The sequence below is a fragment of the Paenibacillus phytohabitans genome, from assembly GCF_013141775.1.
Taxonomy (GTDB): domain Bacteria; phylum Bacillota; class Bacilli; order Paenibacillales; family Paenibacillaceae; genus Paenibacillus_AQ; species Paenibacillus_AQ phytohabitans.
This window is the reverse complement of the sequence record NZ_WHOB01000097.1, coordinates 210,076-231,806: the sequence shown is the minus strand read 5'-3', so window position 1 is coordinate 231,806 and position 21,731 is coordinate 210,076. Positions and strand designations below refer to the sequence as shown.

The 21,731-nt window shown below is 56.3% G+C and carries 13 protein-coding genes; 2 read left to right on the top strand and 11 right to left on the bottom strand.

What is annotated here, in order from left to right; all coding sequences use genetic code 11:
* Window positions 1–344: 344 nt before the first annotated feature.
* The 3 genes from GC101_RS34525 to GC101_RS34515 all read right to left on the bottom strand — a co-directional run bounded on the left by GC101_RS34525 (window position 345) and on the right by GC101_RS34515 (window position 10,290).
* Window positions 345–4,535: a UvrD-helicase domain-containing protein gene (locus GC101_RS34525; RefSeq protein WP_171720985.1), complete on the bottom strand. Its 4,191-nt coding sequence runs from the start codon at window positions 4,533–4,535 to the stop codon at window positions 345–347.
* The gene (gene addB, locus GC101_RS34520; RefSeq protein ID WP_171720984.1) at window positions 4,532–8,116 is read right to left on the bottom strand and encodes a helicase-exonuclease AddAB subunit AddB; all 3,585 of its coding nucleotides are present in this window, start codon (window positions 8,114–8,116) and stop codon (window positions 4,532–4,534) included. The genes GC101_RS34525 and addB overlap by 4 nt, the downstream gene beginning before the upstream one ends.
* 773 nt (window positions 8,117–8,889) lie before the next feature.
* Window positions 8,890–10,290, bottom strand: coding sequence for a class I SAM-dependent rRNA methyltransferase (locus tag GC101_RS34515; RefSeq protein ID WP_171720983.1), 1,401 nt, complete (start codon window positions 10,288–10,290; stop codon window positions 8,890–8,892).
* A gap of 102 nt (window positions 10,291–10,392) precedes the next feature.
* Here GC101_RS34515 and GC101_RS34510 point away from each other — a divergent pair, with 102 nt between their 5' ends.
* Entirely contained in the window at window positions 10,393–11,382 is a 990-nt protein-coding gene (locus tag GC101_RS34510) for a Na/Pi cotransporter family protein (protein WP_171721048.1), read from the top strand.
* Between the two features lie 88 nt (window positions 11,383–11,470).
* On the opposite strand, the gene GC101_RS34505 is transcribed toward GC101_RS34510, so the two are convergent.
* From GC101_RS34505 to GC101_RS34490, 4 genes are all read right to left on the bottom strand, one after another.
* A complete protein-coding gene (locus tag GC101_RS34505) occupies window positions 11,471–12,298 on the bottom strand; it encodes an energy-coupling factor transporter transmembrane component T family protein (protein WP_171720982.1) in 828 nt (275 codons plus the stop codon).
* Window positions 12,288–14,000: an ABC transporter ATP-binding protein gene (locus GC101_RS34500; RefSeq protein ID WP_171720981.1), complete on the bottom strand. Its 1,713-nt coding sequence runs from the start codon at window positions 13,998–14,000 to the stop codon at window positions 12,288–12,290. The genes GC101_RS34505 and GC101_RS34500 overlap by 11 nt, the downstream gene beginning before the upstream one ends.
* 97 nt (window positions 14,001–14,097) lie before the next feature.
* Window positions 14,098–14,667, bottom strand: coding sequence for an ECF-type riboflavin transporter substrate-binding protein (locus GC101_RS34495; protein ID WP_171720980.1), 570 nt, complete (start codon window positions 14,665–14,667; stop codon window positions 14,098–14,100).
* 176 nt (window positions 14,668–14,843) lie between these two features.
* On the bottom strand, window positions 14,844–17,096 hold the full coding sequence (locus tag GC101_RS34490; RefSeq protein ID WP_171720979.1) for an Ig-like domain-containing protein: 2,253 nt from the start codon (window positions 17,094–17,096) through the stop codon (window positions 14,844–14,846).
* Between the two features lie 212 nt (window positions 17,097–17,308).
* Here GC101_RS34490 and GC101_RS34485 point away from each other — a divergent pair, with 212 nt between their 5' ends.
* Window positions 17,309–17,506 (top strand): hypothetical protein, encoded by a 198-nt coding sequence (locus tag GC101_RS34485; protein ID WP_171720978.1) that lies wholly within the window; start codon window positions 17,309–17,311, stop codon window positions 17,504–17,506.
* Window positions 17,507–17,654: 148 nt separating this feature from the next.
* On the opposite strand, the gene mtaB is transcribed toward GC101_RS34485, so the two are convergent.
* The 4 genes from mtaB to prmA all read right to left on the bottom strand — a co-directional run bounded on the left by mtaB (window position 17,655) and on the right by prmA (window position 21,677).
* Window positions 17,655–18,998 (bottom strand): tRNA (N(6)-L-threonylcarbamoyladenosine(37)-C(2))-methylthiotransferase MtaB, encoded by a 1,344-nt coding sequence (mtaB, locus tag GC101_RS34480; protein ID WP_171720977.1) that lies wholly within the window; start codon window positions 18,996–18,998, stop codon window positions 17,655–17,657.
* Window positions 18,999–19,001: 3 nt separating this feature from the next.
* Complete coding sequence (locus GC101_RS34475; protein WP_171720976.1) at window positions 19,002–19,766, bottom strand: RsmE family RNA methyltransferase; 765 nt, start codon at window positions 19,764–19,766, stop codon at window positions 19,002–19,004.
* A 157-nt stretch (window positions 19,767–19,923) separates the two neighbouring features.
* Entirely contained in the window at window positions 19,924–20,607 is a 684-nt protein-coding gene (locus GC101_RS34470; RefSeq protein WP_171720975.1) for a site-2 protease family protein, read from the bottom strand.
* A gap of 2 nt (window positions 20,608–20,609) precedes the next feature.
* Window positions 20,610–21,677 carry a 50S ribosomal protein L11 methyltransferase gene (gene prmA, locus GC101_RS34465; protein WP_171720974.1) on the bottom strand — a complete coding sequence of 356 codons (1,068 nt, stop codon included), beginning with the start codon at window positions 21,675–21,677 and terminating at the stop codon, window positions 20,610–20,612.
* Between the last annotated feature and the right edge of the window lie 54 nt (window positions 21,678–21,731).

The following is a 21,731-nucleotide window of genomic DNA, read 5'->3' as shown; positions in this document are numbered from 1 at the left end:
ACAACGGCAGACGCTGACGCTCCTATATTCCAAAATGGTTCCCCGCCACGTTCCCCTGTCTATATACTTTCATGTTCAACCTATATATGTTACATCTCTCATTCTCTTAATCTCTAAGTCTATGAGAATCCTTAGCCTCTTGTCTAATAGCATCCTAAGTCTCTTAGTCTGTTAGTCTGTTAGCACAGTTAGCACTCTTAACACTCTTAGCACTCTTAGCACTCTTAGCACTCTTAGCACTCTTAGCACTCTTAGCACTCTTAGCACTCTTAGCACTCTTAGCACTCTTAGCACTCTTAGCACTCTTAGCACTCTTAGCCTCTTAGCCTCTTAATCCCCTATTCTCACAACCTCACAGCATGTCCGCCATCGAAAAAGTACAGCCAGACCTCACTAACCGGCTCGCCCAGAATATCAAGCAGCGCCTTGCTGTACAGCTCCAGCTGGAAGCGGTATTTCTCAGTCAGCGATTCGAGCCCGCCCTCTTGCACCGGGACGAAATCTGTTTTGTAATCGAGCAGAATCAGGCGCCCATCTTCCCGGAACAGACAGTCGATTACCCCTTGAATCAGAACGGTCTCATTAAAAGCTCCGCTGGCGCCGTCAGCCGGGAGTCCCGCCGCCGCTTCATCCAGGTATGCCAGCCCCCGGTAAGCCTCGTCTGCAGGAACGCTATAGCTGAAAGGCTGCTCTCTGGTCTTCCAGGAAGACTTAAAGAGTCTGCGGCCCAGTTCACTAGTACAGAAATCCTCTACTTCGCCCAGTTCAACCGCGTCTGCCTGCTCCTTGCTGAGTATGGCTAGCCGTTCAAGCCGTGCAAGCGTGGCCTCGAGAACAGACCGGTCCACCGGCTCATCCAGCGGAATATGCTGCATAACGGTATGATACGCGGTTCCGCGCTCAGCAGGGGTAAGTCCCCGCTTTTCCATAAATTTCGGGCGCTGCAGATGCAGGCTGTCCCCATATCCGGTACCGCCGCTTCTTGTGTTCTGTCCCCCGGGAATATAGGTTTCCTCCAGCAAATCAAGGGAGGGCTGGTCCTGCATGGACAGCAGTGCCTTCAGCTCGGTCACCGATGTTTTGGCGGGAATGCCGGAAGCAGCCGCATATGGATAGGTCCACTGTAGCCTGTCCGCAACCTGCCCTGCTGAGGCAGTTCCCAGCGAAGGCACAGTCCTGCCCTGACGGAGCGCCTCAAGCGCTATACGGCGTTCTTCGTTCTTGTCACTGTCACCGTCTGCTGCCAGAAAAGATCCGGAGCCAAGCTCCGCAGCGCCGAGCACCGATATGCTCCAGTTGGACTCATCGCCGTGAAGCACCGTAGACACCGTGCCTTCACTACCCGCAAGCTTGCGCAGAATAGCGGCTGCGGGATGGCGGATCAGCGCCGGTCCCACCCAGTCCAGATAGCTGCGGCCCCGGGCCAGCAGATGGTCTGCCAGGAGCAGCTCCTCCCGGCCCTGCATAGCAGTCCAGCCGGATACTGTGCGCGGCAAATCGCGGACCGTGCCTACCAGGATCATTTTGTCGCGCGGACGGGTCAGTCCGACATAGAGCACGCGCATCTCCTCAGCCAGCAGCTCCAGCCGTGAACGGCGGTTGATGGCCAGGTAAGGCAGCGTCGGATAGCTGACCCGTGTCTCCCTCTCCACGAAGCGGGGGCCGAAGCCGAGTTCCTTATGCATCAGGAACGGGGAATGCAGATCCTGGCGATTGAACATTTTGGCCATGCCTGCCAGGAATACAACCGGGAACTCCAGACCCTTGGACTTGTGGATCGTCATAATCCGGACGCCGCCAGCCTCCTCACTGCTGCCTCCGGCCACCCCCAGATCCCCGCCGTTCTCTCTCAGCCGTGAGATAAACACGAGGAAGCGGAACAAGCCTCTGGCTGAGGTCTCATTCTCGAACTGAACAGCCCGGTCATACAATGCCTTCAAATTGTTCTGGCGCTGAAATCCGCCGGGAAGTCCGCCAACCCATTCCAGATATCCGCTTTCCCGGTAAATACGCCAGATTAGTTCGCTTAAGCTTCCCTGCCGGGCGGCGTTTCTCCAGTCCTCCAGCATGTCCCGGAAGGTCTTCAGCTTCATCCGCAGCTGCGGATGAATAGCCGTCAGCGCCGCAGAGGCTTCTGTCTCGGCAGCCTTGTCTTCAAGCAGAGTCTCTTGCTCTGATGTTGTAAAAAGATCATACGCGGCAGCAGTCTCTGCCGTTAAATCACCGCCTGCATAGCCGCCTTGCCCCACCCGCAGGGCAGCACCCGCTGAACCCATCGCCGGAGGATTGTCCCCCGGGATATTCCCAGCTTCGGATGCCGCAACCAGCGCGTCATAGAACGTTCCGGTGCTGCATAGGCGCACCTTGGCCAGTTCCTCCTCGCGCAGATTCACCACCGGCGAGCGCAGTACACCGGCCAGCGGAATATCCTGGCGGGGATTATCGACAATCTGCAGCAGCGAGAGGGCGATCTCCACCTCGGTAGCCTGGAAGTACCCCTTGTTCTGGTCGCCGTATGCCGGAATGCCTTCATTCCGCAGCTCTTCAATCATCAGCGGCGTCCACACACGGGCGGAACGCAGCAGGATGACGATATCACCGTATACTACCGGACGCATGATCCGCAGTGCCTTATCATAGATCAGCAGCGGTTCCCCGCCGGTCATTCCTGTCATCTGCGAGATGCGCCGGGCAATGGCCCGTGCTTCCAGCTGTGCAGTCTCACTCTCTACTGCCTCATTCTCCTGCTGGGGCAGCTCATCGTCCTCCCCGGGTTCCTCCGGCTGACCGGATGCAGAGGTCCCCTTATCAATCAGCAGCAGCTCCGGCGCAAAATAAGTATCCGGCCCTTTCTCCGCCGCTCCCGGGAAGTTGGCTCCATAGACCAGCTCTGCGCGCTCGTCATAGCTTATCTCCGCGACATTGCTGTCCATGATCTGCCGGAAAACCATATTTACGGCATTCACAACCTCCAGCCGGCTGCGGAAATTGCGGGCCAGATCGATGACCGAACCGCCGCCATTATCGTTCTGCCCGGGACTGGCTTCAGTCCGGGGATCCGTTTCACCGGCAAGCAGGCTACTGCCGTTACCGCCAGCAGACGGCTCAGCGCTGAACCTGCGGTATTTGTCCAGGAATAACCCCGGCTCAGCCAGGCGGAAGCGGTAGATACTCTGCTTCATATCCCCGACCATAAAGCGGTTGCCGGGGAACTCACGGGAGATCAGCCGGACGATCTCCTCCTGTACGCTGTTGGTATCCTGATATTCATCCAGCAGCACCTCATCGAACTGGCTGCGGTATTCCATCGCCGCATCCGAAGGCAGGGAATGCCCCGGAAGCGAGTCCGGATGCCTCAGGATCTGCAGGCAGTAATGCTCCAGATCACTGAAATCCACCAGCCCCCGGCCCGCCTTCTCCAGCCGGTAACGTTCACCGAATCCGATCACCGTCTCTGCCAGCTCGCGCATCAGCGGTGCCGCTTCATGGAGTTCACCCAGGAATGCTTCCGCCGGGCGCCCGAACAAGGATTTCTGCAGCTCCAGCAAGCTCTTCTTCACTTGATCCCGGATTGCCTTAACACTCTCCTGCAGGCCGGGATCGGTTGCATCCTTCTTGCAGGGCTTCAGCTTGCCGAAAGAGATTTCCATGAAAATATCATAGAGTTCAGCCCATGGCTGCGATTCTACCGCATCCCGTAATCCCTGCGCCATATCCAGATCGGCCGTCAGGTTATCCGCATAAGGAGCAGGTCCGCCGGGTTGAAGCGCGATCTCGCGGGCCTGCAGCAGCTGGCTGATGGCACCATCCAGCGTCAGCCTGGCTTCGGCGAGAATGCTCTGTACCCAAGGGGTATGGCTCAAAGACTCTGCATCCGGCAGTGAGAAATCAGCAGCCGTATCCCGCAGCCACTGTGCCGGCCAGGGATGACTTCGCGCGAAATCATGCAGCCGCTGAATCAGCGAATGCACGGCGTCATCACTGCGCTCCCCACTGAACCAGTCCACAAGCCGGACAAATACGCTATCTTCCCCGTCTTCAGTGACCTCACCGTATTTCTCCTCCATCAGCTCTTCCAGCAGCTCCTGGCGCATCATTTCCGCTTCATGCTCATTGAGTATACGGAAGCCCGGATCAATCGGAATCAGCTGATAATACCGGCGGATCACTTCAAGACAGAAGGAATGCAGCGTAGTAATAGAGGCTCTGCCCAGCAGAGCAAGCTGGCGGCGCAGATATTCGTTCTCACCGCTTGTGTCCTCTTCCAGCTTGCGCTCCAGCGCCTCCCGGATCCGCTGCCGCATCTCGGAGGCTGCAGCCTTGGTGAATGTCGCTACCAGCAGCCGGTCCACGCTGAAGCCTGCTTCCTCATTGCTGATTTTGCGGATAATGCGCTCTACGAGTACCGCAGTTTTACCGGAACCCGCTGCTGCCGCGACGAGAATATCGCTGCCGCTCTCGGCAATGGCGCGCCACTGGTCGTCACTCCACAGACTCCCTTCCGGCTTCGCTTCCGTTACAGGATGTATGCTCACAATTTTTCTCCTCCTTTGCGGGACAGCAGATCCCAGATTACGTCTTTGCCAGGCTTACTCAGATTATTGTAGCCATTGCCCTCCACAGCCTCGTCGAACTGGCAGACCGGGCGGAAGGAGCAGAAGGTACAGGCAGTCTCCTGCTGGATGCGGTAAGGCTGAATAGCCACATCGCCTTCCGTAATACGCGTACCGATATCCGAAATCGTGCTCCGCACTGAAGACAGCAGCTGACCCCATTGCTCCGGGGTAGCTACAGACGCGCTGCTGTAGAAGCTGCCGTCGCTCTTCAGCGCTACCGGAACAATAGAGGAATAGCCTTTGTCGAGTGTGGTATCCATCAGTGAGACCACTTCACGGTCAGCCGTCAGCAGACCCTTCATTTTGAAGCGCTTCATCAGCTCCTGCTCCGCCTGCTCCCGGTTCATTCCGTTGGCTGAGGTCAGCAGCGGATCATGAACATGGAAATAGAGCGCGCCTGCCGGGAGTGCAGCCTGGCCAAGCCATTGCTCGGAATAGGTGAGCAGCACATCAAGATAGGTCAGCATTTGCAGCGACAATCCATAGTAGACCTCGTGCAGCTTGAGATCCTTCTGGCTTGATTTGTAGTCAATGACCCGCAGCAGAATACCCTGCTCGCCTTCAGCCATATCCACACGGTCAATCCGGCCGACCACCTCCATTACGCAGCCGTTCGGCAGTGTAATTCTCAGCGGAGGCAGATCCTTCCCGGGACCGAAATCCAGCTCCAGCCCGACCGGCTCGAAGCTCCCTCTGCGCGAATGCTCGCCGAGGATCACTGAAGCGCGGCCGACAATATTCTTCAGCTTGCGTGAGATATAGCTGTAACGTTTGCTGCTCATCAGAATTTCGCCCTGCAGCAGCGGGGACAGACGGTCTACCGTCTCACCCGCCTCACGGCGGCATTCCTCGGCCGTCATACTGCCCCAGCTGCGGCCCTCCTTCTGCAGCCGCTGCGCCATTTGGCTTAGAGCCGCATGGAACAGCTGCCCGATATCCGGGGCCTGGAGCTTATAGAGCTGGCGTTCCTTCAGCCTTAGCCCGTAAGAAGCGAAATGAGAGAAGGAGCAGGCGACAAATTTCTCCATGCGCGACACGCTGCCGCGCAGTGTGGAGCCGCCGTACAGCCGCAGGCTGGTCTCCCGCTTCAGCCTGATCCCTTCGTTGCGGTAGAACAGCGAGCCCAGCAGCCGTTCAAGCTGCAGCTTCATTGAGACTTCCGCCTGCCCATCTGCCGCTGCCTGTGTGTTCACCGGTTTGTCCGCATGTCCATCGGCCGCAAACCAGTTATAGACATCCCACCACAAGCGGGGAATCTCTACCCCCTGGCGCCACTGCCGGAGCTGAAGCATCAGCATGCGGAGGGTTTGCTCAGGATGGCCGATAAAATTCATGTGGACCGCTTCCGTTTGTGCAGACATGCTGTCTTCAGCTGCTTCCCCTCCCTGGGGGAATCCTGACAGATACTTCTCATCCAGCCCTTCAGGGAACATGCCCTGCAGCTGGCGGATAATCTCTGAGGGCAGCAGCGCTTTGCCTTCATCATCAGCCGTTGCGTAACTAATCCACAGCTTCCTGCTGGCAGTTGTAAGCGCATTGTAGATTAGGAAGCGCTCATCCAGCAGCTTGCGGGATGAACCGGGGGCGAGCTCCATACCGGCATTCTCCAGCAGCAGACGCTCTCCCTCGGACAAGATCCCGTCTTCCTTGAACTGTGCCGGAACCACACCTTCATTGAAGCCCAGCAGGAAGGCATACTTCACGCCCGACACCCGCGTACGGTCCATCGTTCCGACCAGCACCTGATCAAGGGCAGGCGGGACAAGCCCCATCTTGAGCTCAGCCAGCCCTGTTTCCAGCACGCCGGTGAACAGCTCAAATTCCATTCTTTCCTTGCCCATCATCTCGGCAATCTGATCGAGCAGATCCAGCACAGCACCCCACAGCTGGTTATGCTCACGGGCAGCTTCCGGGCGTCCCTGCTCCAGAGACTCCGCCCCCATCCGTTCCAGCTTGCGCGCCGCCTCTGTGTCCTCAAGCAGCAGATATACCGCTCTGCACAGCTCCAGGGCGCTGCGGCTGGCTTTGACCCTCTGCTCAAAAGCCTGCAGCGGTCCTGTGATCGCGCTCCGGCAGGCTTCCATTCTGGCCAGCATGGCTTCATCTACGGCCTCACTCCCCTCCAGCGAGAGGCGGGGAATGCCTTTCCAGGAACGGCCGTCAGTCCACCGGTACCCGTGAATACCGCAGGCCAGCACGTAATTCTCCAGTTCATCCATATTGGCGCGCGTAATGCTTCCGTCCAGCGGAAGCAGCAGCTCGGTCTTCACGCAGCGGAACACATCCTCATAGCGCCAGCGGCGGCGGACTACATCCAGAGCCGAACGGATGAATTCCACCAGCGGATGATGCAGCTCATTCAGCTTCTGGTCCAGGAAGAACGGAACGCCGAAGTCCTGGAACAGCGGAGCAATCAGCGGCTCATAATCACTCATATTCCGCATGAATACAGCCATCTCACCATACTTGGCCCCTGAATCTCTGGCCAGGCTCAGCATCTCGCGCAGCACGCCTTCGACCTCGGTCCGGCGGGAGGCCGCAGCCCGGATACTGACTGCCTCCTCCGCTTGCCCGGCTGCTCCGTTCCAGCGCAGCCGGCGCTGGAATCCGCGCTCCAGATGGGCGAGAGCCGGACTGTCCTTGAACCTTGGAAGTACTGGCGGCGCCAGAAGCTGATCCCAGACTGTAAGGCCCATCTCCTCGGCCATTCCCCGCAGCTTGATATACGTAACCGCAGCCGGGTGAAACAGCTCCAGCTCATGCGGTGCCTGGCCCTCCGGATAGATCCGGTCCAGCGTCAGGGCAATGGTGACCCCCGAGGCATATTGCATAAGCTCACGCAGTACGATGAATTCCTGATTGGTAAACCCGTGGAACCCGTCTACCCAAATCTCGGCTCCCCGGATATAGCCGGAATCCTGAATATGCTCAGCCAGCTCAGCCAGCCTGTCCTCCTGATCCATGTAGAGCTGTGACATTTCCTGCTCCAGCTCAGTGAAGACCAGGTGCAGATCTTCCAGCTTGCCGGCCAGAATCGGACTTCCTCCCAGGGCATCCCGCATTCTGCCGAGCTGTTCTTCGAGGTCACCCGCTCCAAGGCAGCAGCGCTTGAGCTCCGTATGCAGGTCGCTGAGCCGTTCCACGAGTCCTGGCCGGTCCGAGGAGGCGCCGAACAGCTTCAGTTCCTCCTTGCGCCGGTTGACGATCTTATAGATCAGCATCTTCTTGCCTTCCTCGCTGATTGGCAGACTCGCGCTGCCGCCGGTCTCCTGCTTCACCCGGTAGGCCAGCCGCGAGAAGCTGAGTGTCTGGGCGCGGATGCTGCCCTTCACGTTGCCCGCAGCCAACAGCCCGCGCTCCGCACCGAATGATCCCTGTTCAGGGACAAGTATAATTATCGGCGCTCCAAGCGGCTCTGTCTTCAGCCGTGAGGATACCGTCTCCCATATTGTAGTTGTCTTGCCGCTGCCCGAGCGTCCGATCAAAAAGTTAACCGTCATATCAGCAGACTCCTTCCGTGGCGGAGAATTAGAATGCAGGCCGCCCTGCTGCTGCACACACAGAAGCGGATTGCCTGATGAATATCAGAATCTATGAATAATCTCGTCCCAATAGTATAGCATACCTCCACCGCGCGCTCCAGAACGTACGTTTGCCATTGTTTGCAAATACCTGCCGCTTTTTTCAGGCCACGGCAACCAAGGGCAACAGCAAAGAAGACTCTCCCGGAGCCATGGATCAGCTGGTCGGGAGGGCCTGGATGGAGTGTATTAATTAGCCGGATCGGATATATAACCGGGATAGCCGCAGAATTAAGTGTCATAAATCCATCTAGCATCAATCCGGAAGTAGAAACCGGTTCATTAGATGGAGAAAATCCAATTAAATCAGCAGAGTCACTCCTCTGCTGATTCCGGCTCAAGCGCAGGGCAGCACCCAGCGCGATTCCGCTGCGTAATTCATGATCCCCAGCCGGGAAGCGGACTGAAATTCCGTTATATAAGCAGATCAGGCGGATTCGCCGGGCAAACGGACTCAGATTCCGCTAAGGGACCAGTCAGAGCTCCTAATGGAATCCAGCCGGCAACATAACGGAATCTCAGTCCGCTTAGGCCCCATTCTGAGGTTTTTTGGAGAAATAGGAGCTGCTCAGTCCGCTTCGCTCTGCTGACGGTTCCCCGCTACAGTGCACAGCAACTTCCCTGTAAGAAAAAAAGAGAGCCTCAGTAGCTGAGACTCTCCCGGACAAGCCTTCCGGCTTGAACTAACATCATTATTTGCTGCGCACTTCAAAGATGGCAAACTTCAGATAATGCCCTTCGTCCACGCCGAGGATCTGCGGGTGATCCTTGCCTGCGGCCCGCCACTCGATCAGCCGGAGCACTTTGCCGGCATCCTTGGCCGCTTCCTGAATGGTCTCCAGGAACAGCTGCGGCTGCATATGGTACGAGCAGCTGGCCGTAACCAGATATCCGCCTTCGTTAACGAGCTTCATCCCGTGCAGATTAATGTCCTTGTATCCGCGGACAGCGCCTGCTACAGCACTTTTGGTCTTGGCAAAAGCGGGCGGATCAAGAATAACGACATCCCAGGTACGTCCGCCGCCTGCCGTCATCGGCTTCGCGGTATCCGCCTTGGCAGCCGGCTTAGCGCCGGGTTTGCTCTCTGCCGCCGGACCTGTCGCCCGCTCAGAGCGTTCTTCCAGCCCCTTAACCTGATTGCGCAGGAAGGCAAACGCATCATCCACTACAAATTCCACCCGGTCGGTGAATCCGTTGATCTCCACATTGGCTTTTGCACTCTCAATCGCATGCGCAGACACATCAAGGCAGGTTACCTTCTTGGCGCCGTATTTGCAGGCATGCAGGGTGAAGCTGCCGGTGTGCGCGAAGCATTCCAGCACGGTTGCGCCGTCCCAGAACGGGAAGGTGACCGGCTTGCCGCTTTTGTTGACCGGCAGCATCTGGAGCGATCCGTCCTCTGCCGCTACCTCCTGCAGCGTAATTCCGCTGCGCCCGCCCCAGCCCTTCATGAGCGGAGCGATGGAGGCTCTGTTCTCGCGCTGATCGAAGAAGTAGCCTGTCTTCTGGCCTTCTTCAATATCGACGATGACCTTCAATCCATTCTCGCTTACCGTAATGTGGCGCGGGCATTCCCCGTAGAGTACGCCTGTGGTCTGCTCAAGGCCTTCCAGCTCGCGGACGCTGACATCACTGCGCTCATAAATACCGCGCGGCGACATGACCTGCACCAGCGCTTCCACAATCTCGGAGCGGTGCTGATCCATCGCCAGCGTCAGCAGCTGCACGACAAGAACCTCACCGAAGCGGTCGATGATCAGCCCCGGCAGGAAATCCGCTTCCCCATACACCAGGCGGTAAGCATCCGCACCCGGCAGGAAACGCTCCCTGTGCTGCAGAGCGCTTGTGAACCGGCCGGCAAAAAATGCCGTGTCCATCGCCGCAAGCTTACTCTGCGACAGAATTCTTACCCGGATCTGCGAGGCCGGATTGTAATACCCCGTGGCCAGATAACGTCCCTGGTGATTCAGCACATCCACAAGTCCCCCTGCCTGCGGCTCCCCGTCTACCGAGGCCACTTCGCTGGCGTAGACCCACGGATGTCCCTGTTCCAGTCTTTTCTTACGGTTTCGTTCCAGAATTACCGATGCCAATGACTTCAACTCCCTGTTCTTGTTGCTGGATTTGTATACATGTCCCATGCAATGCCTTCATATATTGGTGTACAACCCCCGTCCAAAAAGGAGCCTGTCCTTATGATCCGTGACCTGCTGTTCCCTGTCATTTATGGCCTTGTCATCTTTCTCGCCGGCATGAAGGTGATGGAAGCCTCATTGTCGAGGCTCGCCGGCCCGCTGCTAACCCGGAGTCTGCATAAGGCAACCTCTACGCCGGCCAAAGGCCTGATTGCCAGCAGCCTGCTGTCCGCACTGCTGCAGAGCAGCACGGCCGTAACCGTGCTGACCATCGGCATGGTCAATGCCGGGCTGCTGACCTATGCCCGGACGCTGGGCATTATCCTCGGCAGCAACATCGGCACCTGCCTGACTACAGAGCTGATCAGCCTGCAGATCAGCACAATGGCGGCGCCGCTGCTAGCCGCCGCGCTATGCCTCTGGGCGGCCGCGGTGATGGCCGGCGAGCTATCCCCGCAGGCATGGCGGCTGGTTGAAGCCTGCCGCCGGATCTCGGGGCCGCTGCAGTTCATCTGCCTCGCGGTGGCCGGCTTCGCCCTGGTCCTGTGGGGCATCGCGGTCATGCAGTCGGTCGGCCCCGCCCTTGAAGGCAGCGAATTGTTCCGCTGGTTCCTCGGGCATGCCGCCACAAGCGCACTGTGGGGACTGGCAGCTGGTGCCGTGCTGACCGCGATGGTGCACAGCAGCGCGGCGGTAATTGGCATGGCGATGGGCCTCGCGACCAGCGGCGTCATGCCGCCGGAGCTGGGGATCGCCATCGTGCTGGGCGCGAATATCGGCACCTGCGTCACGGCCGTAATCGCCGCCATCGGCAGCACGCCGTCCGGCGTGTTCGTTGCCTGGTCGCATGTGGCGCTCAATGTCGGCGGCGCCCTGCTCTTCCTGCCCTTCATCGGACCGCTGCAGTCACTCTCTGCCTGGATCGGCGGCGGACCTGCCGCACAGCTCGCCCATGCCCAGACCATCTTTAATGTTGTGTGCTCGCTCGGGGTACTGCCGCTGTGCTACCTGCCCGTATGGACCAGGCTGGAGCAGCGGCTTCAGCGCTAATCCACACCGTCCGGCCAGGATTACAACTGTCTTATTATACTTCAATCCGCCCCGCAGTTCTACGGAAGCTCCACTTCCAGCATCCCCCTCAAAAAATACTATAAAACCGCGAGCCGTCATAAAAAGTAATAATCGTCGCGGCTGCGGATATCCCCACCATCAGACACAGCGCAGCATAGTCGCTGCGGGTAAACGGCCGGGCCCGGTACCAGGTCCGGGTGCGGCCAGTTCCGAAGCCGCGCAGCTCCATCGCGGTGCTGATCTTCTCGATCCGCTCGATACTGGTCAGAATCAGCGGCAGCAGAATGGATACGATGTTCTTCAGCCGCTTAGGCAGCTTCTCCTTGCGGGAGATATCAATGCCCCGCGCCTGTGCCGAGAATGAGATGTTCTCGTAATCCTGCTGGATGTCAGGAATATAGCGCAAGGCCAGCGAAACGGAATAAGCGATCTTGTAATTGACCCCGACCCGGTTCAGCGAGGCGGCGAATTCACTCGGATCTGTCGTCAGCAGGAACAGCAGGGCCATCGGAATGACCACGGCATACTTCAGAGCGATATTAAATTGGTAGAAAAGCTGCTCCGCCGTCAGCGTATAACGTCCGGCGAGATGCAGCAGATCATGCCGGGTGCCGTAGATGCGTGTACCTTCCAGCGGTGAGAAGGCAAAGATCGCGATGTGATTCAGCAGGAAGAAGAGCAGAATGAAGTAGAGCACAAAGGCATAGTCCTGAAACCGGACCCGTGAAATGCGGAATACGGCCAGGCTGAAGAGCAGCATCAGCAGCAGGCAGCGGGTATCGTAGGTAATCATGGCAGAGACCGACCACACGGCGAATATAATCAGCTTCGTCGCCCCCGTCAGCCGGTGCACGGGTGAATCCTGCCTGGTATAGGTTAGCATCTTAGCTTTCATCCGCGCGGTTCCCCCTGTCATATTCGATAAACCGCCGGACAAATTCCACAGGCTGGTTAAGTCCCGCCTTCACTGCCAGAGCAAACAGTGATGTCTCCTTCAGGTTGGCGCTGCCCACAATATCCCGGTCCGTCAGAATCACCTCCGGCCGGGCATCCGCCAGCTTCCTGCCCTCCGCCAGCACAATTGTCCGCTCTGCATACTCCAGCATCAGGTGCATGTCATGCGTAATCATGATCACCGTAATCCCGGTGCTGCCGAGTCCGCGCAGAAACTCCATAATCTCGTTATAGTGCCGGTAATCCTGTCCGGCGGTGGGTTCATCCAGAAGGAGCACCTCCGGCTCCAGCACCAGGATGGAGGCAATGGTCACCCGTTTCTTCTGCCCGTAGCTGAGCGCTGAAACCGGCCATTCGCGGAACTCATACAGTCCGCAAATTTGGAGCACCTTATGTACCCGCCCGCGTATCTCTTCTTCCGCGAAGCCCCGCAGCTTAAGTCCCAGGGCAACCTCGTCATAGATCAGCGTCATGGAGATCATATGATTCGGATTCTGCATCACGAAGCCGATATGCTCTGCCCGCTCCTTGATCGTATCCGCTGCCAGATCCCGCCCGTTCAGCAGAATACTTCCCGCTGACGGCCGGTAGAACCCGCAAATCAGCTTCGACACCGTTGATTTGCCCGCACCGTTCCTCCCGGCAATGCAGAGCATCTCGCCGCGGCGGACGCTGAAAGACAGTCCCTGCAGCACCGGAGCCTGCTTGTCATAGCCAAAAGTAAGATCCCGCAGCTCAAGCAGCACAGGTGCCGCTTCCGCCTCCTGCGGTACTTCACTGGCCTCATACCAGGCGCGGAGCCTGGCAGCTCCGGTCTCCAGCCTGATCCCGTCCAGATGCTGCGGGTTCATCTCCGGCGTAATTTCACAGCCGGCATATTTGAGCGCAGTAAGGTAGAGCGGCTCCCGAAGGCCTGACTCTGCAAGCAGCGGTGAACTCAGCAGCTGCGCAGCCGGCAGGTCCGCCGCAATCACTCCTTCATTCATGACAATGATCCGGTCCACCGGCCGGTGCAGCACTTCCTCCAGCCGGTGCTCGATAATAATGACCGTATTTCCGGTCTCACGCTGCACCCGGTCGATCAGCTCAATCGCCCCGGTTCCCGTATAGGGATCAAGGCTGGCCAGCGGCTCATCGAACAGCAGGACGTCCACATTACTGACCAGTACCCCGGCCAGCATGGTCTTCTGCTTCTGTCCGCCGGACAGCTCCTGCGGAGAAGCTGTCAACAGCTCCTGAATATCGACCGCTCTTGCCGCAGCTTCTACCCGCTCATGCATCTCCCGCACCGGAACCGCTGCATTCTCCAGGCTGAAGGCAATATCCTCGCCTACGGTCAGGCCGACAAACTGCCCGTCCGGGTCCTGCAGTACAGTCCCCACCACCTCCGACAGGCCGGCAATCCCCAGCTCCTTCGTGTCTGTCCCTTTAACGGTAAGAGTACCGCTTATTTCGCCCGGATACGCAAAAGGAATCAGGCCATTGATGCAATGGGCCAAGGTGCTTTTGCCTGACCCGGAGGGCCCGACAATCAGAATCTTCTCGCCTTCATGAATCTTCAGGTTAATCTTATGCAGTGTAGGTTCCTGCTGGGCCCGGTATTTAAAGGTGAAATCGGTGAATTCTATAACCGTTTTGCTCATGGGTAACCTTCCTCATATGCTGATTTACGTATCCTAACTGACCCGCTCAAACAGAAAGGCCGGTGACGGGCACCGGCCTTTCTGTTTGAATTATATATTATTGCAGTCTTTTCAGGCTACCCTGTTTCGTTCTCGTCTTGGAGTAGGCTATAGCGAGCAGTGTTCCGATGACCGCCACCGTTACGATGTTGGACGCTCCGGCGATCAGCCCCTGGGTGAAGACCTTGTTAGCCGGTTCCGCGTAGATGAGAATGTCCAGCACCGGCGCTACCAGGAACCAGGCAATGGCGTTGGCAACAATCTGCGCGAGATTGAAGGCAATGATCTCCTTCCTGCCGAACTCCCCATCCCTGATCGCTATTCTGGCTGCCAGCAGCCCTATAATCAGTCCGACCAGTCCCGAGGAGATGACCCAGCTGAACCAAGGGGAGCCATAGAATATCGCATCCTTCAGTGTGTGCCCGATCAGTCCGATGAAGAGCCCCGCAACCGGTCCGTATAGAAGCGCAAACAGTGCCAGAAGTGCATATGTAGTCTCAATGTTGGTATTCGGAATACCTGAAGGAATGGAGCCGAACCTCCCCAGTATTACGAACAACGGCGAACCGATGCCGATTGCCACAATCGTTTGAATGGATAATGCCTTGTGCTTAGCCACCTGCTTCATCTCCCTTAATGGACTTTATAGTACGCTTTTTCCGAATTATACATCGGTTTACTTGGGATTACTATAGGGGAGAGCAAATTTATATCCGTAGCGTTTATACATAAAAAACCTGAACACCGCCGCAGAGGCAATGTCCAGGTCTAATGATCTTACTGATAGCAGCATCCAGTACAGTACTATTTCACTGAAACAGATACCGTCACTGTCTTGGTGCCCAGCTTGCCTTTAACCGAAGTGTTTCCTTTGCTTACCGCTGTAATCTGCCCGGAAGAATTCACTTTAGCCACAGAAGGTTTGGAACTGGTCCAGACTACGTTTCCTGTGACAATAGCGCTCTTGCCTGTATCATACAATGCGGTTACAACTACGCTTTTGCCTGCACCCGGAGCAAGGCTCAGCTTATTCTCACTGACCGTAATCTTCATTAGCTTCGGCACCACTGAGATTTTGACGGTGGCAGGAATCCCCTGATAGGAACCGCTCAAGGTTACTGTACCTTCCGTAATCGCTTTGACCGACGTTCCCTTCACAGAAGCCACATCCGGATTAGACGATACCCAGTTCATTCCGCCCGAGAAGTTCGCAGTTTTGCCGTTTGAGAAGTATCCGGTGACCTTAATCGTTTTGGAGCCTTTGATATTCATCTCAAGCACAGCCGGTTCTACGACAAGCTTCACAACCTTCTGCTCAATCGTTACCGGAACACTGATCGTCTTATTGGAATACGTACCTTTGAGTGTTGCCGAGCCTTTGACCAGACCTTTAATGGTCTTGGCAGCTGCCGATTGCTTGAGAACCGCGTTGCTTCCGCCCAGTTCCCAGACAATGGTGTCTGTCACATCGAGCTCATCACCGTTCTCCAGTACGGCCTGAACCGCCGGGAGCGGCGTTTCTTCACCGATGACCAGCCCCAGTGCATCTTCCGGTCCAATCAGAACAAGCACTTTATTCTTAACTGTAACTTTGAGCTCAACCGTCTTGGAGCGGATCGCGGTCGCAGAACCTGCAGTTACTGCACCTGCTTTGATCTTGCCTGTCAGGGTAGCCGTACCTGCCTTGCCACCGGTAAGCTTGCCGTCCTTAATCGAGACAATCTCTTCATTCGCCGAGGTCCACTCGATTTCATCGCTGATATCCAGCTTGGTTCCGTCATATTTCGTTCCGCTTACCTTCGGCAGGCTGACGGAGTCTGCTGTGTATATTTCCTGTTCTGTCTTCTCCAGGGTCAGCTCAGTCAGGGTTGGATAGACCGTTACCTTGAAGGTTTTGCTGATTCCGAGGTGATCTGCTTTGATGACAGAAGACCCTACCGCTTTGCCTGTTACTGTAGCAAAAGCATTGGTGGCATCGCTAACATTGGCAGCTACCGTAGCCGCCATCAGGTTGTCGGAGGTCCAGGTAGCTGCTGCCGTTTCATTGGTGGTCGAATTCACTGCATTACGCATGGAAGCCGTCACGTTGAGGCTTTCGCCCAGGAACAGGGATTGATCCCCTGTAGGATTCAGCAGCAGCGCTTCATAAGGTGCACGCACATACACATCCACCGACTGGGTAACTCCGAGGTAACTGGCGGTGATTACCGCTTTGCCGACTCCGAGTATAGTAATCTTACCTTCATCTACTGTAGCAACACTTTCAGCCGAGCTGCTCCAGTCCACATCAGCATTGGCTATGGTGGATTCCGTACTCTCCGCAGTCGCTTTCGTCTTGGCGGTCAGTTGCACCGGGTTGTCTCCAACCAGCATTTCCAGCTCTTTGACAACCGTTCCGTTATTGTCTTTCAGTTCAATTGCCGAATAAGGAAGCTCCACAACCGCCTTGAAAGTCTCGGTTAATCCCTTGTACTTGGCAGTAACTGTCGCCGTTCCTTCGCCAACCAGCGTAATCTTACCCTCTGTAATTGTCAGTACGCCTGAATTCGAGCTGCTCCAGTCGGCGTCCTTCGTCACATTTTTCTCTTCAGTGGCTGATTCGCCGCCCTTGGCCGTTGCGGTAACCAGGAGTGAGGCTTCTTTGTCTCCTAGTTTATAGCTGCCCTCCGTGCTGCGTTTCAGTGTCAGATCTTTATACGGATACGTAACAGATACCTCAACAGTATCTACCGCATTATTACTATAAGTAGCTGTAATCATTGCCGTCCCGTAAGTAAGCGGCTTGATCTGACCGTTAATTACGCTGACAACTTCATTCTTGGAGGAGGTCCATGTGGCGGATGCCGTCACATCCCTCTTGGAGGAAGAGCCTTCTACATTGGCATATACCTTAAGCTGCTTCGGTGTCTGGCCAACGGTTAGCTCTATTTTGTCAGAGCTGTCGATTTCAATAGAGTTGATGTCTCCAGCAGCGGCAAAGACGTTTACCGGAAAAGCTGCAGCAACGAGCAATATCATAATGAGGAGCGTTTTTGTCATTTTCCTGTACACGGTCATCTGTTCTCTCCTTAGACGGTCTTATTATCGGTGGGCTTTTACCACACTCTTCCACTATATCGACAAATAGAGCCCAAGTCTTTACCCCATTTTCAGTTAATTTTCAGTTTCTGCTGAATTCAGGTCTTTATAACTATAAAAATTGTGCTCTATATCTATACATTTAGTTCTTCATCCTCGGCGCCTTGCTGGCCAAGCACAGAACTGAACTGATGAGCCTCTGCCGGCGTGCCGGACAGCTGTGCAAAGCGGCCGGCCTGGCCGCAGCGATCCTGCTCTATGCCTACTCCCGTCTCCTCTCCGACAAAATCCATCTGCCGTTCAACCGTGTTATCGATGACTATGGAATTACTCTAGCCATGGCGTTCTTCATCATCCTTGCACTTACTTCAGCGCAGCTGAGGCTGTGACGCAGCAGATCTGATTTCTTGATACCGGCAGGCGGTTTGGGTCAGTAGACTAGTCAGCTATCGATCAGGAAGCAAAAAAAGGGGAGCCCTTAGAGCCGTTACCGGCTCTTGGAGGCATCCCCTGAGTGTTGTTCATACTTGCGTACGCTTACGCGCGGCGCGGTTCGGCTGTGGCTCTGCTCACACTGACAAGCTCACCGCGGCATTCATTTACACCAGCTTCTGTCACCTTCACCTCGCAGAGCTCGCCCTGCAGCGAATCATCACCGCTGAACAGAATCTGCAGATAGTTGTCGCTGAAGCCGTGCTGAATGCTGCGTCCCGGTGATCCCTTGGCTGCACGCTCAGGAATGACTGACAGTGTTCTGCCGACGAATTTCCGGGCATAAGCCAGCTGCATCTCCTCAGAGAGGTCAATCAGCTGCTGGACACGCGCATTCTTGATCTCTTCATCCACTTGGTTCAGCATCCGTGCTGCAGGCGTACCGGTCCGCTTGGAATACGGGAACACATGCATCTCGGAATAGTTGACCGCCTTCATGAAGTCATAACCGGCGCGGAACATCTCCTCGGTCTCGCCCGGGAAGCCGACGATAACATCGGTTGTAATGCCAACATCCGGCATCGCCTGGCGGATCAGCTGCATTTTGGCATAATACTCTTCGGTCGTATATTTACGGCGCATAGCCTTCAGCACGTCGTTATGACCGGCCTGCAGCGGAATATGCAGATGGCGGCACATCTTGGAGCTGCGGTTCAGCACCTCAAGCAGCTTGTCATCAATCTGGCTGGCTTCAATCGAGCTGATGCGGACCCGCTCCAGGCCATCCACCTGATCCAGCTCCCACAAGAGATCGGCCAGACGGTAATTCTCCAGATCATCGCCGTAGCCCCCGGTATGAATCCCGGTCAGGACAAACTCCTTATATCCCGCCTCCACAAGCTGACGTGCCTGGGCGACAATCGATTTCGGATCACGGCTGCGCGACAGCCCGCGCGACCAGGGAATGATGCAGAAGGTGCAGAAGTTATTGCAGCCGTCCTGAATCTTCATGAATGCACGCGTCCGGTCAGCGAATCCGGGAACGTCCAGCTCCTCGAACTCCCGGGTCTTCATAATGTTGCGAACCGCATTCACAGGCTGGCGCGATTCCTGGATATTCTTCACATGGGTCATGATCTGCTCGCGGTCCTGGTTGCCGATGACCAGATCGACACCGGGAATGTCGAGAATCTCTCCGGGCGAGGTCTGCGCGTAGCAGCCGGTTACAGCGACGATGGCTTCAGGATTGCGGCGCACCGCGCGGCGGATCATCTGCCGGCTTTTTTTGTCGCCCGTATTGGTCACCGTACAGGTGTTGATGAGGTAGACATCGGCGGAACCTTCGAAATCCACCTGTTCGTACCCTTCATTTTTGAACAGCTGCCAGATGGCTTCTGTATCGTAGAAATTGACTTTACAGCCTAATGTATAAAATGCTACGGATGGCATTGTTTAAGCTCCCCCCATTTCTCCGGATTCATATAGAATGCAGGCGGCGGCGACCATACCTGCGGTTTCACAGCGCAGAATGCGCGCTCCCAGCCCTACGGAGACCGCACCGGCCTCTTCGGCCGCGCGGCATTCCTCCGGACTGAAGCCGCCTTCCGGTCCGACAACAATCATTACCTTCGCAGTAGAATCCTGCGGCAGCGAGGACAGCCAAGGCGCGGCTGCGCTGCGGAGCTGCAGCCCTTCTTCTTTTTCATAACAGAAATAGACAGCGTCATACTCACTGAAGCTCTTCAGCAGCAGCTTCCAGCTAAGCGGCGAATGTACTTCCGGAACAATATTCCGGTGGGCCTGTTCAGCGGCTTCCTTGCAGATCTTGCGCCAGCGCTCTACCCGCTTGCTCTCCTTGCGCTCATCATACTGCACAATCGTCCGCTCGGAGAGGAACGGGGTGAAGGCAACCGCACCGATCTCGGTACATTTCTGGATCACCGTCTCCAGCTTGTCCCCCTTCGGCAGGCTCTGGGCTACAGTAATCTTAATCCGCGGCTCGTGGGTCATGGCCAGATTCTCCAGTATGCTCACGGTTACGAGACCAATCTCTATTTCAGCGATCTCAGCCAATGCCTCGCGGGACACGCCGTCGCTGACGATCAGCTTATCCCCTGCCTTGCCGCGCATCACCTTGGCAATATGCCGGGCATCTTCACCGTCAATGCTTACCTTGTCTTGGCCGAACTGCGCCGGTGTTACGAAATAACGCTGCATCTTTTATCATCATCCTGTCTCTTATTCAGCGTAAAAGCGGCGGCGTTCCCGTCAAATCAGGTCCCGGCCGCCGCTTCACTCACATGATTAAACCTCGAAAATACCACGTTATATTGTACAACGTTTAGAGCAACATGAACATCCCTCAATCTGGATTCTAGCCGCCGAATAATCCGAAAAAGAATTTCACGGCTCCGGCGCTCATTTGATTGGCCCAGTTATCCAGCGGTGTAATCGTGTAGGCACGCAGACCCGGGATAAACAGAATCAGCAAAAAGATGAAGACCGCCCACTGCTCATACTGCTGCAGTCTCCCGCGGATCGGACGCGGAGCCAGATCCTCCACGATCCGGTAACCATCCAGCGGCGGCAGGGGAATCAGGTTGAACAGGAACAGGAAGAAATTAAGTTGAATGAAAATGCCGAAGAACCAGTAAATAGCCTGAAGCACGCGGTCATTGCTGATAGATTCCAGCACTCCGGTTGCCGCCAGAGCCGAATAAATCATTGCTCCGAGGAACCCGAGCAGCAGATTGCTGATCGGACCGACAGCAGATACGATAACGCCCATCAGACGGGGGCGGCTGAAATTGTCACGGTTGACCGGAACCGGCCGCGCCCAGCCGAATCCGGCGACCACGAGCAGGATAATTCCGAAGAAATCGAAATGTACCGCCGGGTTCAGGGTCATACGGCCGAGCAGGCGGGCTGTCGGGTCACCGAACTTATTCGCAAAGTAAGCATGGCTAAACTCATGTACTGTAAAGGCGATCAGCAGGGTAATAAGCAGGAACGGAAGCTGTTCCAGCGGCATTCGTATAAAGCTTTGCAGAAATTCCATCTCTACCTCTTTCCGGCTGTGAACGCCACCCAATCTTCTTCACGGGTTACTTCTATAATCTCGAAACCGGAAGACTTCAGCGCTTCCGCCACAAGTCCTTCCTTATCCTTGTAAATACCGGAGGTGATGTAGATTCCTTCCGGCTGAAGTGCACGGTACACATCATCCGTGAACAGCACAATGATCTCGGCCAAAATATTCGCCACGACAACCCGCACCGGCAAGGTAACGGCCAGTCCGTCAGCAGCCGGAGCAGCGGAAGGAACTGCTTCCTGTCCAGCCTGTTCAGCAGTATAGCCCGGTCTGGCTGAAGGCCACATATCACCGGCTGTGGTATCTGCCGCCCGTTCACCGCCGAGCAGGGAGAGCAGATCGCTCTCCTTAACCGTGATCGCAGCCTCAAGCCGGTTCAGCGCCACATTCTCACGGGCGCTCTCCACCGCCACAGGGTCGAGATCCAAGGCGAGAACGGATTTCGCGCCCAGCAGCACAGCGCCTACGGCAAGAATGCCGGAGCCTGTGCCGACATCGATCACTTCATCGCCGCTGGCGATATGCTTCTCAAGCGCGCGCAGACACAGCGCCGTCGTCGGGTGCGTCCCCGTTCCGAAGGCCATGCCGGGGTCGAGCTCGATAATCTTTTCGTCCGGGGAGGCCGGGGTATATTCTTCCCATGTAGGCTTAATGGTCAGCCGTTCCGAAACGCGCAGCGGCTTGAAGTACTGCTTCCAGGCATGGGCCCATTCATCCTCATCCACCGTCTTCCAGGAGATCAGCGCTTTGCCGGGATCGATCCCGAACCCTCTCAGCTCTTCCACCCTTGGCGTTACCTCCGCCACAATCTCGTCCATTGCCACCGTTTCGGCATAATAGCCCTTAATTACCGCTTCCCCCTCGGGGATGTCATTCAGCGGCTCATCGTATAATTCACCATAACGGGTATCCCGTACTTTATTCAGCGTTCCGGATTCCTCAATGGAAACTCCGCCCGCACCGGCCTCATACAGCAGATTGGATATCATCTCCTGCGCTTCCTCCGTTGTATGTACCGTCAGTTCGTGCCATAGCATGTTAGTAAATCCTCCTGAAAGTTTGGTAGCATATGCTCCGTTGGTTCTGCTTCG